Origin of the sequence: Bacillus sp. CHD6a (assembly GCF_001293645.1) — a bacterium.
In the GTDB taxonomy this organism is placed as follows: domain Bacteria; phylum Bacillota; class Bacilli; order Bacillales; family Bacillaceae_I; genus Sutcliffiella_A.
Genome location: NZ_LBMD01000026.1, coordinates 24,682 through 40,653, shown reverse-complemented (window position 1 = coordinate 40,653; position 15,972 = coordinate 24,682). Strand labels below are relative to the sequence as shown.

Sequence of the window (15,972 nt, the reverse complement as noted above, 5' to 3'; positions counted from 1 at the left end):
TACACCGGTCGGTATAAGTGGTAACCAACTTTTTAGGAGGTGTAACGATGAGCAAAGCAGTTGAAGTAAAAAAACAAGCTGTTGGAGAAATCGCTGACAAGTTTAAAGGTTCTGTATCTACTATCGTAGTTGACTACCGTGGACTTAACGTTTCGGAAGTAACTGAACTTCGTAAACAACTTCGTGAAGCAGGTGTTGAGTTCAAGGTTTACAAAAACTCTTTAACTCGCCGTGCGGCTGAAGCAGCAGACATCAACGGACTTAACGACGCATTAACAGGACCTAACGCTATCGCATTCTCTACTGAAGATGTAGTAGCTCCTGCTAAGATCCTTAATGACTTCGCGAAAAAGCACGAAGCATTAGAAATCAAAGCTGGTGTAATCGAAGGAAATGTTGCAACGGTTGAAGAAGTGAAAGCTCTTGCTGAACTTCCATCCCGCGAAGGTCTTCTTTCCATGTTGCTTAGCGTCCTTCAAGCTCCAATCCGCAACTTGGCTCTTGTTACGAAAGCAGTTGCAGAACAAAAAGAAGAGCAAGGCGCTTAATTTCAATCTAGCAAGTTAAGTAAGAAAAACAAAAAACTTATAATATCTAAGGAGGAAATTAACAATGACACACGAACAAATCATTGAAGCGGTTAAAAATATGACTGTTTTAGAATTAAACGACCTAGTAAAAGCAATCGAAGAAGAATTTGGTGTAACTGCTGCTGCTCCTGTAGCTGTAGCTGGTGGCGGAGCTGCTGAAGCTGCTGCTGAGCAAACTGAATTCGACGTAATCCTAGCTAACGCTGGCGGACAAAAAATCAAGGTTATCAAAGTAGTACGTGAAATCACTGGCCTTGGTCTTAAAGAAGCTAAAGAAGTTGTAGACAACGCTCCTAAAGCTCTTAAAGAAGGTATTGCTAAAGAAGAAGCTGAAGAAATCAAAGCTAAACTTGAAGAAGTTGGAGCTTCTGTAGAAGTTAAGTAATTACAGGCTCTTAAAAAGGAAAGCTCGCTACGTGTTAGCGAGCTTTTTTTAAACGGTGCCACACTTGATGTAAGGATCGTTTGGTTACTGTCTTTTTCAAGGGTGCTAATATATGAAGTTGATTTGGTGAAAAGTTTACTGATAGCTTTTCAGATAAGGAGACTAAATATGACGAATCATTATTATACAAACAAGCCTTCTGTGGAAAGCGACCGTCAACAATGGAAATTTGATTTGAAAGGTAACAACTTTTCTTTCATAACGGATAGCGGTGTTTTTTCAAAAAAAGAAGTGGACTTTGGGTCGAGAGTGCTAATTGAGGCTTTTGAAGAACCGGAAGTAGAAGGTCGCATTCTGGATGTTGGCTGTGGATATGGTCCGATTGGATTGTCTCTTGCTAAATTTTATCCACATCGTCACGTGGACATGATTGATGTCAATGAACGGGCTGTAGAGCTTGCGAAAGAAAACGGTTCTGTTAACAAAGTGGAAAACATCACGGTTTTCACTAGTGATATCTATGAAAATGTCACATCCACCGACTATGCAGCAATACTTTCTAATCCTCCGATTCGCGCCGGGAAAAAAGTAGTTCATGAAATTTTAGAAAAAGCATGGACGCATTTGGCCTCAAAAGGTGAACTGTGGATTGTAATCCAAAAGAAACAGGGAGCTCCTTCTGCAATGGAAAAATTAGAATCATTGTTTGAGGAAGTAGAAGTTGTAACAAAGAAAAAAGGCTACTGGATCATCAAATCAAAAAAGGGTTGACTTGGTTTTTTTGTTATGGTAGCATTGTTTAATGCCAATATGTATTTTTCTGAGCACTGATAATTTTATGTATTTTGTATGTATAAAATTAGTATGCTTGGAAAAGATAGTAAAATCAATAGAGCGATTGTAAAAACGTGGTTTTCTGTATTGAAACCATTTTTTATTTTTAACATGGATTCGTTTAAGTAGTACTGTTTCCATGTTGAATGTTTTTTTATGTTTGGCTTTGAGTGGTTTATATTTTTTAAACTACTATTAATAACGCTTGATACGAGGGGTGAATCAGTTGACAGGTCAACTAGTTCAATACGGACGACACCGCCAACGCAGAAGTTATGCTCGCATTAGTGAAGTATTAGATTTACCAAATCTAATAGAGATTCAAACATCTTCTTATCAATGGTTCCTTGATGAGGGGTTAAGAGAAATGTTTCATGACATTTCTCCAATTGAAGACTTCACAGGAAATCTATCTTTAGAATTCATCGACTATAGCTTAGGGGAACCTAAATATTCTGTTGAAGAATCAAAGGAAAGAGATGTTACATACTCAGCTCCTTTACGTGTGAAGGTTCGTCTCATTAACAAAGAAACTGGTGAAGTAAAAGACCAGGATGTATTTATGGGTGATTTCCCGTTGATGACGGATACTGGTACGTTCGTTATTAATGGTGCAGAACGTGTTATTGTATCTCAGTTAGTGCGTTCTCCAAGTGTGTATTACAGCGGAAAAGTAGATAAAAATGGTAAAAAAGGCTTTTCAGCTACTGTTATTCCAAACCGTGGTGCATGGTTAGAATACGAGACTGACGCTAAAGATGTTGTATATGTTCGTATAGATCGTACTCGTAAACTACCAGTAACGGTTCTTTTGCGTGCTCTTGGATTCGGTTCCGACCAGGAAATCATTGATCTTCTTGGCGAAAACGAGTACCTTCGCAATACTTTAGATAAGGATAACACAGAAAGCACAGAAAAGGCATTACTAGAAATATATGAGCGTCTACGCCCTGGTGAACCACCAACGGTTGAAAACGCGAAAAGTTTATTAGAGTCTAGATTTTTCGATCCTAAACGCTATGATTTGGCAAGTGTTGGAAGATACAAGATTAATAAAAAGCTTCATATCAAGAACAGACTTTTCAATCAACGTATCGCTGAAACACTTGTAGACCCGGAAACTGGGGAAATCATTGTAGAAAAAGGTACACTGTTAGATCGTAGAACTTTAGACCGCATTCTACCTAACATTGAAGATGGCATCGGCCTGACTTCTTTCCATCCGCATGGTGGAGTAGTAGAAGATGAAGTGCCTATGCAATCTATTAAGATATATGCACCAAATGATGCAGAAGGTGAAAAAGAAATCGTCGTTTTAGGCAACGGTTTTATTGAAGAAAAAGTAAAGCATATCGCTCCTGCGGATATCATTGCTTCTATCAGTTACTTCTTTGACCTTTTACATGGTGTAGGCGATACAGATGATATTGATCACCTTGGTAACCGTCGTTTACGTTCTGTTGGAGAACTTCTTCAAAACCAGTTCCGTATCGGTCTATCAAGAATGGAGCGTGTCGTTCGTGAGAGAATGTCCATTCAAGACACGAACACCATTACTCCGCAACAATTGATCAACATCAGACCTGTTATTGCATCTATAAAAGAGTTCTTCGGAAGCTCCCAGTTATCTCAGTTCATGGATCAAACGAATCCATTAGCTGAATTAACACATAAACGTAGATTGTCTGCGCTTGGACCTGGTGGTTTGACGCGTGAGCGTGCCGGCTTTGAAGTACGTGACGTTCACTACTCTCACTATGGCCGTATGTGTCCGATCGAGACTCCTGAGGGACCAAACATCGGTTTGATTAACTCCCTTTCTTCTTTTGCGAAAGTGAATAAATTCGGTTTTATCGAAACGCCATACAGAAGAGTTGACCCTGAAACGGGCCGCGTAACAGACCAAATTGATTACTTGACTGCAGACGAAGAAGATAACTATGTAGTAGCCCAAGCAAATGCCCGTCTTGGTGAAGATGGCACTTTCTTGGACCAAAATGTTGTATCCCGTTTCCGTGGGGAAAATACGGTTGTTGTAAGTGAGAGAATCGACTACATGGACGTTTCTCCTAAGCAGGTTGTATCTGCTGCGACAGCTTGTATTCCTTTCTTAGAAAACGATGACTCCAACCGTGCCCTAATGGGAGCGAACATGCAACGTCAAGCTGTACCTCTATTGCAACCGGAATCCCCGATTGTTGGTACAGGGATGGAGCACGTTTCCGCAAAAGACTCCGGTGCTGCCGTTATCTGTAAACACCCTGGTGTTGTAGAACGTGTAGAAGCCCGCGAAGTTTGGGTGCGTCGTATGGAAGAAGTCGACGGACAACAAGTAAAAGGTAACCTTGATAAGTACAGAATGCTTAAATTCATTCGTTCTAACCAAGGAACTTGCTATAACCAACGTCCAATCGTTTCCGTTGGTGACGTTGTAACAAAAGGAGAAATCCTTGCAGACGGTCCATCCATGGAAAAAGGTGAATTGGCACTTGGCCGTAATGTAATGGTCGGTTTCATGACATGGGACGGTTATAACTATGAGGATGCTATCATCATGAGTGAGCGTCTGGTAAAAGATGATGTGTACACTTCTATTCATATTGAAGAATATGAGTCAGAAGCACGTGACACAAAGCTTGGACCAGAAGAAATCACCCGTGATATCCCGAACGTTGGGGAAGAGGCACTTAAAAACCTTGACGACCGCGGAATCATCCGAGTGGGTGCGGAAGTAAAAGACGGAGACCTATTAGTAGGAAAAGTAACACCTAAAGGGGTTACAGAACTTACTGCAGAAGAACGTCTATTACACGCAATTTTCGGTGAGAAAGCTAGAGAAGTACGTGATACATCACTAAGAGTTCCACATGGTGGTGGCGGTATCGTACTTGATGTAAAAGTATTCAACCGTGAAGACGGAGACGAATTGCCACCAGGCGTTAACCAATTGGTTCGTGCATACATCGTTCAGAAACGTAAAATCTCTGAAGGTGATAAAATGGCCGGACGACATGGTAACAAAGGGGTAATCTCTCGTATCTTACCGGAAGAAGATATGCCTTACTTGCCAGATGGAACACCAATTGACATCATGTTAAACCCACTAGGGGTACCTTCTCGTATGAACATCGGGCAGGTATTGGAGCTTCACCTAGGAATGGCAGCAAGAACACTGGGTATCCACGTTGCTTCCGCCGTATTTGATGGCGCGCGTGAAGAAGACGTTTGGAGCACACTTGAAGAGGCTGGCATGGCAAGAGATGCGAAAACAGTATTGTATGACGGAAGAACAGGTGAGCCGTTCGATAGCCGTGTATCCGTAGGGATCATGTATATGATCAAACTTGCGCACATGGTTGATGATAAGCTTCACGCACGTTCTACTGGACCTTACTCACTTGTTACACAACAACCACTTGGCGGTAAAGCTCAATTTGGTGGACAACGTTTCGGTGAGATGGAGGTATGGGCACTTGAGGCTTATGGTGCCGCATATACACTACAAGAAATTCTTACAGTTAAATCCGATGACGTAGTAGGACGTGTGAAAACGTACGAGGCGATCGTAAAAGGTGAAAATGTACCTGAACCTGGTGTACCTGAATCCTTCAAAGTATTGATCAAAGAACTTCAAAGTTTAGGTATGGATGTAAAAATCCTGTCAGGCGATGAAGAAGAGATAGAAATGAGAGATCTTGAGGAAGATGAAGAACAAGCTTCCGAAGGTATTTCCCTTGATTCAGATCAAGTAGAAGAAGTAAAAGAAACTGTCGCTAAAGACTGATGGCCAACAGTACTTTAAAGATAAGCATTTGGGTAGAACCTGTAGATTATAAGGGAGGTAGGCCCCTTGCTAGATGTTAATAATTTTGAATATATGAAAATAGGCCTTGCTTCACCCGACAAGATCAGATCCTGGTCTTTCGGGGAAGTCAAGAAGCCTGAGACAATTAACTATCGTACATTAAAGCCAGAAAAAGATGGGTTATTCTGCGAAAGAATTTTCGGTCCTACAAAGGACTGGGAATGTCACTGTGGTAAATACAAGCGCGTCCGTTATAAGGGTGTTGTCTGTGACCGCTGTGGTGTAGAAGTAACAAGAGCAAAAGTACGTCGTGAACGCATGGGTCACATCGAGCTTGCTGCTCCTGTATCCCACATCTGGTACTTCAAAGGAATCCCGAGTCGCATGGGTCTTGTTCTTGACATGTCCCCACGTGCGCTAGAGGAAGTCATTTACTTTGCATCTTACGTGGTAACAGAAACAGGCGATACTCCTTTGGAGAAGAAGCAACTGCTTTCTGAAAAGGAATTCCGTGCATACCGTGAAAAGTATGGTCAAACATTCCAAGCAGCCATGGGTGCAGAGGCAATCAAGAAACTTCTTTTTGATATCGACTTAGAAAAAGAAGTAGATACACTGAAAGAAGAGCTGAAAACTGCTCAAGGCCAACGCCGTACTAGAGCAATTAAGCGTCTGGAAGTATTGGAATCCTTCAGAGGATCCGGCAACGAACCATCTTGGATGATCCTTGATGTACTTCCTGTCATCCCTCCTGAATTACGTCCAATGGTTCAATTGGATGGTGGTCGTTTCGCGACTTCCGACTTGAATGACTTGTATCGCCGTGTAATCAACCGTAACAACCGTTTAAAACGTCTTCTTGACCTTGGTGCTCCAAGCATCATCGTACAGAACGAAAAACGTATGTTACAAGAAGCAGTTGACGCACTTATCGACAATGGTCGCCGTGGCCGTCCGGTAACAGGACCTGGTAACCGTCCATTGAAATCTCTTTCTCACATGCTGAAAGGGAAGCAAGGTCGTTTCCGTCAGAACTTACTAGGAAAACGTGTTGACTACTCTGGTCGTTCCGTTATCGTAGTAGGACCTAACCTGAAAATGTACCAATGTGGATTACCAAAAGAAATGGCCCTTGAGCTATTCAAGCCTTTCGTCATGAAAGAACTTGTAGAACGCGGGCTTGCACATAACATTAAGAGTGCGAAGCGTAAGATTGAACGCGTACAACCAGAGGTTTGGGACGTATTGGAATCCGTTATCAAGGAACATCCAGTATTACTAAACCGCGCACCAACTCTACACAGACTAGGTATTCAAGCATTTGAACCTACACTTGTAGAAGGCCGTGCTATCCGTCTTCACCCACTTGTATGTACTGCATACAACGCGGACTTTGACGGTGACCAAATGGCTGTTCACGTACCTCTTTCTGCTGAAGCACAGGCTGAAGCACGCATCTTGATGCTTGCTGCACAAAACATCCTTAACCCTAAGGATGGAAAACCAGTAGTAACACCTTCCCAGGATATGGTGCTTGGTAACTACTACTTAACGCTAGAGCGTGAAAATGCTGTAGGTGAAGGAATGGTATTCAAGGATACGAATGAAGCGCTTATCGCTTATTCAAACGGCTATGTACATCTACACACTCGTGTAGCAGTATACGCAGGTTCCTTAAATAACGAAACATTTACCGAAGAGCAAAAACAAAAGCTTCTAATTACGACAGTAGGAAAGTTGATCTTCAACGAAATTCTGCCGCCGTCATTCCCATACATTAACGAACCTACAAAGGTCAACTTAGAAGTGAACACTCCTGATAAATACTTTGTAGAAAAAGGTGCGAATGTAAAAGAAGCAATCCAAGCACAAGAATTAATCGATCCATTTAAGAAAAAAATCCTTGGTAACATCATTGCAGAAGTGTTTAAACGCTTCAAGATCACGCAAACATCTGAAATGCTTGACCGTATGAAGAACCTTGGATTCCGTTACTCTACTAAAGCTGGTATCACGGTTGGTGTAGCAGATATCGTAGTTCTTAAAGAGAAAGATGAAATCTTGGTGGAAGCACAAACAAAAGTAGATACGGTTCTTAAGCAGTTCCGCCGTGGTTTAATCACAGAGGAAGAACGTTATGACCGCGTTATCTCCATTTGGAGTGCTGCGAAGGATAAGATCCAAGGGTTACTAATGGAGTCCTTGCCACGCCTAAACCATATCTTCATGATGAGTGATTCCGGTGCCCGTGGTAACGCATCTAACTTTACACAGTTAGCTGGTATGCGTGGACTAATGGCCAATCCGTCTGGACGTATCATTGAATTACCGATCAAATCCAGTTTCCGTGAAGGTCTTACGGTATTGGAATACTTTATCTCTACTCACGGTGCGCGTAAAGGTCTTGCCGATACAGCCCTGAAAACTGCCGATTCCGGTTACTTGACTCGTCGTCTGGTAGACGTGGCGCAGGATGTTATTGTTCGTGAGATGGATTGTGGAACAGACCGCGGTCTACACATTACTGCTCTGAAAGATGGTACAGAAGTAGTAGAAAAGCTAGAAGAGCGTTTAGTCGGCCGATATGCAAGAAAAGCTGTCAAGCATCCTGAAACTGGGGAAGTTCTTGTTGCATCGAACGATCTAATAACAGAAGACCTTGCAACAACCATTGTAGAAGCAGGTGTGGAAGATGTTTGGATCCGCTCTGTATTCACATGTGACACTCGTCATGGTGTATGTAAAAAATGTTACGGCCGCAACCTTGCGACTGGCTTAGAAGTAGAAGTGGGAGAAGCAGTAGGTATCATCGCTGCCCAATCTATCGGTGAGCCGGGAACTCAGTTGACGATGCGTACATTCCATACAGGTGGGGTTGCAGGAGACGATATCACTCAAGGTTTACCGCGTATCCAAGAGATCTTCGAAGCGCGTAATCCTAAAGGTCAAGCGGTCATCTCTGAAATTGATGGTGTAGTTACTTCCATCAACGAAGGTCGCGATCGCCAGCAAGAAATCACTGTCCAAGGTGAAGTGGAAACGAGAAACTACACAGTACCGTACACTGGCCGCCTTAAAGTCGGCGTAAATTCAGAAGTATCTCGTGGTCAGGAACTAACAGAAGGTTCCATCGATCCGAAAGAACTACTGAAAGTGAAAGATATGGTATCTGTACAGGAGTATCTATTGCTTGAAGTTCAAAAAGTATACCGTATGCAAGGGGTAGAAATCGGTGACAAGCACGTAGAGGTTATGGTTCGCCAGATGCTACGTAAAGTACGTGTTATTGATGCTGGTGATACAGATGTACTACCAGGAACACTGCTTGATGTTCACCAATTCACTGATGCAAACGAACGTGTACTTCTTGAAGGTAGAACACCTGCAACTGGACGTCCGGTATTACTAGGAATCACGAAAGCTTCTCTTGAAACAGATTCCTTCCTATCTGCAGCTTCCTTCCAGGAAACGACTAGAGTCCTGACAGACGCTGCAATTAAAGGAAAACGAGACGAATTACTAGGTCTTAAAGAGAATGTTATCATCGGTAAACTAGTTCCAGCTGGTACAGGTATGAACCGTTACCGCAAATTCGATCTAACGAAAGAAGTGGGCCAGGAAGAACCTGTAACAGTAGAATAAAAGGAAGATTGTCGGGCAGCCCCCGACAATCTTTTCAATGTTATTCGATAAAGTGTTGACATTCAAAAATAGAGATGGTAATATAGCAAAGGTGCTTATATAACCTGTTGCTTTGGAGGATATGTTAATGTCTTATGAAAAAGTGATGCAGGCAAACACCTTCATTGTTGGTACCAAACAAACAGTGAAGGCGCTGAAATCCGGAACAGTAAAAGAGGTTGTCATTGCAGAGGATGCTGATGTGATTGTCACACAGAAAGTTGTCCAAACTGCTAATGAGCACAACATACCAGTCTTAAAAGTAGATTCGATGAAAAAACTCGGAAAAGCTTGCGGGATTGAAGTGGGTGCCTCCGCTGTTGCGATCATTCATTAAAAACTGTTTTTGTGAGTGTAGATTCGCAAAGACTTTGTTTTTTACCTAAAAATGAACCACCTGGATATGTGGTCTTAAAACACTAGGAAGGAGGAAATATTAATGCCTACTATTAACCAGTTAGTCCGCAAAGGACGTACAAGTAAAGTTGTAAAGTCAAAATCTCCAGCTTTGAACAAAGGTTATAACAGTTTCAAGAAGGCGCAGACTGATGTGTCTTCACCTCAAAAACGTGGTGTATGTACTCGTGTTGGTACAATGACTCCGAAGAAACCGAACTCCGCATTACGTAAATATGCTCGTGTTCGTTTAACTAACCAAATTGAGGTAACTGCTTATATCCCAGGTATCGGTCACAACCTACAAGAGCACAGCGTAGTATTAATTCGCGGCGGTCGTGTAAAAGACTTACCAGGGGTACGTTACCACATCGTTCGTGGAGCACTTGATACTGCGGGAGTTAACAACCGTATGCAAGGTCGTTCTAAATATGGTACTAAGAGACCAAAAGCACCTAAGAAGTAATAAACTTCAAACTGCTTAACATTAAGTTACCCGAAAGGAGGAAAATAATATGCCACGTAAAGGCCCTGTTGCAAAAAGAGACGTATTACCAGATCCGTTATACAACTCTAAATTAGTAACTCGTCTTGTAAATAAATTAATGATCGATGGTAAGAGAGGAAAATCTCAAGCTATCATCTATAACGCATTCAAACTAGTTGGTGAGCGTTCCGGACAAGAACCTATGGAAGTGTTCGAACAAGCTATGAAAAACATCATGCCTGTTCTTGAAGTTAGAGCACGTCGTGTAGGTGGAGCAAACTACCAAGTACCTGTAGAGGTGCGCCCAGATCGTCGTACAACTCTTGGACTTCGTTATTTAGTTAACTACTCTCGTCTTCGTGGAGAGAAAACGATGGAAGAGCGTTTAGCTAATGAAATCCTTGATGCTGCTAACAACACTGGTGCTTCCGTTAAGAAACGTGAAGATATGCACAAAATGGCAGAAGCAAACAAAGCGTTTGCTCACTACCGCTGGTAAGATCACATATTATCTGGAGCTGTTAAGACAAGTACTTAACAGCTTTCGGTATAAATTAAATCTAGTTACTTAGGAAGGAGAAATACACTATGGCAAGAGAGTTCTCCTTAGATAAAACACGTAATATCGGTATCATGGCTCACATCGATGCTGGTAAAACAACAACAACTGAGCGTGTTTTGTTCTACACAGGACGTATTCACAAAATTGGTGAAACTCACGAAGGTGCTTCTCAAATGGACTGGATGGAGCAGGAGCAAGAGCGTGGAATCACGATCACATCTGCTGCGACAACAGCTCAATGGAAAGGTCACCGCGTAAACATTATCGATACACCTGGTCACGTAGACTTCACTGTTGAAGTAGAACGTTCCCTACGTGTACTTGATGGTGCGGTAGCAGTTCTTGATGCGCAATCTGGAGTTGAGCCTCAAACTGAAACAGTTTGGCGCCAAGCTACAACTTATGGTGTTCCACGTATCGTGTTTGTTAACAAAATGGACAAGATCGGTGCAGACTTCTTATATTCTGTAGGAACTATCCATGATCGCCTTCAAGCTAATGCTCATCCAATTCAACTTCCTATCGGAGCTGAAGATGAGTTTGAAGGAATCATCGACTTAGTAGAGATGAAAGCATTCTTCTACGAAGATGATTTAGGTACTCGTTCTGAAGCGAAAGATATTCCAGCTGAGTACAAAGACAAAGCTGACGAATATCGTCAACGCTTAGTGGAAGCAGTAGCAGAATTGGATGAAGAGTTAATGATGAAATACCTTGAAGGAGAAGAGCTTACTACTGAAGAGTTGAAAGCGACTATCCGTAAAGGTACTTGTGACGTTAACTTCTACCCAGTAATCTGTGGTTCTGCTTTCAAAAACAAAGGTGTACAGTTAATGCTTGACGCTGTTATCGATTACCTTCCAGCGCCAACAGACGTACCTGCAATCAAAGGTATCGTTCCTGACACTGAAGAAGAAGTAACTCGTGAATCTGGAGACGACAACCCGTTTGCCGCTCTTGCATTCAAAGTTATGACGGATCCTTATGTAGGTAAATTAACGTTCTTCCGTGTGTACTCTGGTACATTAAACTCCGGATCTTACGTAATCAACTCTACAAAAGGTAAGCGTGAGCGTGTAGGACGTATCCTGCAAATGCACGCAAACAGCCGTGAAGAGATTCCTGTTGTTTATTCTGGAGATATCGCTGCTGCAGTTGGTCTTAAAGACACAACTACTGGTGACACGCTATGTGACGACAAAAACCAAGTTATCTTGGAGTCCATGGAATTCCCAGAGCCGGTTATCCAATTGTCTGTTGAACCTAAATCTAAGGCTGACCAAGACAAAATGACAACTGCTCTTCAAAAGCTACAAGAAGAAGATCCTACTTTCCGTGCACATACAGATCAGGAAACTGGTCAAACAATCATCGCAGGTATGGGTGAGCTTCACCTTGATATCCTAGTTGATCGTATGAAGCGTGAATTCAAAGTAGAAGCAAACGTTGGTGCACCTCAGGTTGCTTACCGTGAAACGTTCCGCGGATCTGCTAAGGTTGAAGGTAAATTTGCTCGTCAATCTGGTGGACGTGGACAATTCGGACACGTTTGGATCGAATTCGAACCAAACGAAGAAGGAAAAGGCTTCGAATTTGAAAACAAAATCGTAGGTGGGGTAGTACCTCGTGAATACGTACCTGCAGTTCAAGCTGGTCTTGAAGATTCTATGAAAAACGGTGTACTAGCTGGTTACCCTCTAATCGATGTTAAAGCAGCATTGGTTGATGGTTCTTACCATGACGTTGACTCCTCTGAGATGGCGTTTAAAGTAGCTGCATCTTTAGCTCTTAAAAATGCAGTATCCAAATGTAACCCTGTAATCCTTGAGCCAGTCATGAAAGTTGAAGTAGTGACACCTGAAGAGTACATGGGAGACATCATGGGTGGTATCACTTCCCGTCGTGGTCGTGTAGAAGGTATGGAAGCTCGCGGTAACGCTCAAGTAGTTCGTGCGATGGTTCCACTATCTGAAATGTTTGGTTATGCAACATCCCTACGTTCTAACACACAAGGACGTGGAGTGTTCACAATGCATTTCGATCACTATGAAGAAGTACCAAAATCGATTTCTGAAGAAATCATCAAAAAAAATAAAGGTGAATAATTGATTTTCACCTAATCTTGTTTTATAAATAGTATGTAGGTTAATAAGTGGAAATCACTTGTTAATAACATATAAAATAAAAACTAATGAAATTCTAAGGAGGATATAACAATGGGTAAAGAGAAATTCGATAGATCCAAGACTCATGCAAATATCGGTACAATCGGTCACGTTGACCACGGTAAAACAACTTTAACAGCTGCAATCACTACTGTTCTTGCTAAGAAGAGCGGTAAAGGTGCTGCAATGGCATACGACATGATCGATGCTGCTCCAGAAGAAAGAGAGCGTGGAATCACAATTTCTACAGCTCACGTTGAGTACGAAACTGACAACCGTCACTATGCACACGTTGACTGCCCAGGACATGCTGACTATGTTAAAAACATGATCACTGGTGCTGCGCAAATGGACGGCGGAATCCTAGTAGTATCTGCTGCTGACGGCCCAATGCCACAAACTCGTGAGCACATCCTTCTTTCTCGTCAAGTAGGTGTACCTTACCTAGTAGTATTCTTAAACAAATGCGACATGGTAGACGACGAAGAATTATTAGAACTAGTTGAAATGGAAGTTCGTGACCTTCTTTCTGAGTACGATTTCCCTGGAGACGATGTTCCTGTAATCAAAGGTTCTGCTCTTAAAGCTCTTGAAGGAGACGCTGAGTGGGAAGAAAGAATCGTTGAGCTTATGGCTGCAGTTGATGACTACATCCCAACACCAGCTCGTGACACTGAAAAGCCATTCATGATGCCAGTTGAGGACGTATTCTCTATCACTGGTCGTGGAACAGTTGCTACTGGACGTGTTGAGCGTGGACAAGTTAAAGTTGGTGACACTATCGAAATCATCGGTTTAACTGAAGAGCCTAAATCTACTACTGTAACTGGAGTAGAAATGTTCCGTAAGCTTCTTGACTATGCTGAAGCTGGAGACAACATCGGTGCACTTCTTCGTGGAGTTGCTCGTGACGACATCCAACGTGGACAAGTATTAGCTAAGCCTGGTACAATCACTCCACACACAAAGTTCAAAGCTGAAGTTTACGTATTATCTAAAGAAGAGGGTGGACGTCACACTCCATTCTTCACAAACTACCGTCCTCAGTTCTACTTCCGTACAACTGACGTAACTGGTATTTGTAACCTACCTGAAGGCATCGAAATGGTTATGCCTGGCGACAACGTTGAGATGACTGTTGAACTTATCTCTCCAATCGCTATCGAAGAAGGAACTAAGTTCTCTATTCGTGAAGGTGGACGTACAGTAGGCGCTGGCGTTGTAGCGACTATCCAAGAGTAATCTTTGGATCTATCATAGATCTTTTATAGACCGGCATCCCAATTGAGGGGTGCCGGTTTTTTTGGTTTTGTTTTTAAGAGAGCGTGGGAGGGTGAGGTGCTGTTTGGAATACTGGTAATGTTATATACCGAATGAAAAGTAGTCATAAAACAAAAAACTTTTAATAATAGTTAGATATTTATAAATAACACCTCGTTTTATGTGCTGCAAAAATCGTTCGGTCACTTTTCGCTTTCCTTCGGACAAATACTACTAACTTAAAGGGGAGGTTCGGTCAATCTATAAATCTGTTCAGACAACTCTTACTAGAGGTTCGGTCAATTTAATTTTTGATTCGGTCAAATTCTGAAAAACTTCGGTCAACTATCGGATTTCTTCGGTCAATTTCAAAGAAACTTCGGCCATCTTTACGAAAACTTCGGACAATTGACATTAGCAGCCCTCATCGGCCACTAATAATGATTATCCAACTACATCCGCCAGTACCCTCCGGTCCAATCGTCGATCACACCGAATCACGCCCCATACAACATCAATGATAATACTCAAAATAACCTCTTTCTTCTATATAAATAACAACCATCTTCCACTGGAAAAAACTGAAACGAATAAATCTCTTGCCCACTTGTTGCAATAAACCTCACTTCTCGTTATAATATGAAAAGTGCTCAGAGATTTATTTGAAATATAGTTGCATTGTCTATTAACACCATGTATAATAGGTAATGTTGGTCTTTGACTGCGATGATGTGAAAGGTTGCTGGCACACCCGGCCGCTTTGCCATGGCGAGTGTGACAGGTTAATTTTCACGGAGAATGTCTATCAATAATATAGGCGAAAAAAGGAGGGAAAAATAATGGCAAAAGAAAAGATTCGCATTCGTTTAAAAGCTTATGATCACAGAATTCTAGATCAATCTTCTGAGAAGATCGTTGAAACTGCAAAACGTTCAGGTGCAACTGTTTCTGGTCCTATTCCGTTACCAACGGAAAGATCTGTATACACAATCTTACGTGCGGTACACAAATATAAAGATTCTCGTGAGCAATTCGAAATGCGCACTCATAAGCGCTTAATCGACATCATTAATCCAACACCACAAACGGTTGACAGCTTAATGCGTTTAGACCTACCATCTGGTGTAGATATCGAAATCAAGCTTTAATCAATAAATTACTTAATTAATCTAGGAGGTGTGACTGATGACCAAAGGAATCTTAGGAAGAAAAGTTGGTATGACTCAAGTTTTTGCTGAAAACGGCGATCTTATCCCTGTAACAGTAATTGAAGCTACACCAAACGTTGTACTTCAAGTTAAAACTGTTGAAACAGACGGATACGAAGCGGTTCAGATTGGTTTTGCTGACAAGCGCGATAAATTAGCGAACAAGCCATTAAAAGGCCATGTTGCTAAAGCGAACACAGCACCTAAGCGCTTCATTCGTGAAATCAGTGGAGCTAGCTTAGAAGTTGGTCAAGAAGTCAAAGTTGATATTTTCGCAGAAGGCGATGTAGTAGATGTAACAGGAATTTCAAAGGGTAAAGGTTTCCAAGGCTCTATCAAGCGCCACGGACAATCTCGCGGCCCTATGAGTCACGGTTCCCGTTATCACCGTCGTCCTGGTTCTATGGGACCTGTTGCTCCAAACCGTGTATTCAAAGGTAAACTATTACCTGGACGTATGGGTGGAGAGCGCATCACTATCCAGAACCTTGAGATCGTGAAAGTAGACGCAGAACGTAACCTATTACTTGTAAAAGGTAACGTACCTGGTCCAAAAAAATCTTTAATCACAATTAAAAGTGCTATAAAAGCAAACTAAT

12 protein-coding genes and 1 other annotated feature (1 of these 13 only partly in view) are annotated in these 15,972 nt (G+C 42.0%); all 12 genes read left to right on the top strand.

Translation table 11 applies throughout. The features are described 5' to 3' along the window. Positions 1-7, top strand: a sequence feature (ribosomal protein L10 leader region) (it extends 139 nt beyond the left edge of the window). 40 nt (positions 8-47) lie between these two features. The 12 genes from rplJ to rplC all read left to right on the top strand — a co-directional run bounded on the left by rplJ (position 48) and on the right by rplC (position 15,971). Further along, entirely contained in the window at positions 48-548 is a 501-nt protein-coding gene (gene rplJ, locus AAV98_RS16380) for a 50S ribosomal protein L10 (protein ID WP_060666613.1), read from the top strand. A 64-nt stretch (positions 549-612) separates the two neighbouring features. Beyond that, the gene (gene rplL / locus AAV98_RS16375; RefSeq protein WP_060666612.1) at positions 613-975 is read left to right on the top strand and encodes a 50S ribosomal protein L7/L12; all 363 of its coding nucleotides are present in this window, start codon (positions 613-615) and stop codon (positions 973-975) included. A gap of 168 nt (positions 976-1,143) precedes the next feature. Beyond that, positions 1,144-1,746, top strand: coding sequence for a class I SAM-dependent methyltransferase (locus AAV98_RS16370; RefSeq protein WP_060666611.1), 603 nt, complete (start codon positions 1,144-1,146; stop codon positions 1,744-1,746). Between the two features lie 289 nt (positions 1,747-2,035). Then, entirely contained in the window at positions 2,036-5,593 is a 3,558-nt protein-coding gene (gene rpoB, locus AAV98_RS16365; protein WP_060666610.1) for a DNA-directed RNA polymerase subunit beta, read from the top strand. Positions 5,594-5,659: 66 nt separating this feature from the next. Continuing rightward, entirely contained in the window at positions 5,660-9,256 is a 3,597-nt protein-coding gene (gene rpoC, locus AAV98_RS16360; RefSeq protein ID WP_060666609.1) for a DNA-directed RNA polymerase subunit beta', read from the top strand. Positions 9,257-9,383: 127 nt separating this feature from the next. Then, a complete protein-coding gene (locus AAV98_RS16355) occupies positions 9,384-9,632 on the top strand; it encodes a 50S ribosomal protein L7ae-like protein (RefSeq protein WP_010191478.1) in 249 nt (82 codons plus the stop codon). Between the two features lie 102 nt (positions 9,633-9,734). Beyond that, the gene (gene rpsL, locus AAV98_RS16350; protein WP_010191479.1) at positions 9,735-10,157 is read left to right on the top strand and encodes a 30S ribosomal protein S12; all 423 of its coding nucleotides are present in this window, start codon (positions 9,735-9,737) and stop codon (positions 10,155-10,157) included. A gap of 49 nt (positions 10,158-10,206) precedes the next feature. Continuing rightward, the gene (gene rpsG / locus AAV98_RS16345) at positions 10,207-10,677 is read left to right on the top strand and encodes a 30S ribosomal protein S7 (RefSeq protein WP_010191480.1); all 471 of its coding nucleotides are present in this window, start codon (positions 10,207-10,209) and stop codon (positions 10,675-10,677) included. A gap of 89 nt (positions 10,678-10,766) precedes the next feature. Next, the gene (fusA, locus tag AAV98_RS16340) at positions 10,767-12,845 is read left to right on the top strand and encodes an elongation factor G (RefSeq protein ID WP_060666608.1); all 2,079 of its coding nucleotides are present in this window, start codon (positions 10,767-10,769) and stop codon (positions 12,843-12,845) included. Positions 12,846-12,956: 111 nt separating this feature from the next. Continuing rightward, positions 12,957-14,147 carry an elongation factor Tu gene (gene tuf, locus AAV98_RS16335; protein WP_010191482.1) on the top strand — a complete coding sequence of 397 codons (1,191 nt, stop codon included), beginning with the start codon at positions 12,957-12,959 and terminating at the stop codon, positions 14,145-14,147. A gap of 857 nt (positions 14,148-15,004) precedes the next feature. Next, positions 15,005-15,313: a 30S ribosomal protein S10 gene (rpsJ, locus tag AAV98_RS16330; protein ID WP_010191483.1), complete on the top strand. Its 309-nt coding sequence runs from the start codon at positions 15,005-15,007 to the stop codon at positions 15,311-15,313. 37 nt (positions 15,314-15,350) lie between these two features. Then, the gene (gene rplC / locus AAV98_RS16325; RefSeq protein WP_060666607.1) at positions 15,351-15,971 is read left to right on the top strand and encodes a 50S ribosomal protein L3; all 621 of its coding nucleotides are present in this window, start codon (positions 15,351-15,353) and stop codon (positions 15,969-15,971) included. The last annotated feature ends 1 nt before the right edge of the window (position 15,972 follow it).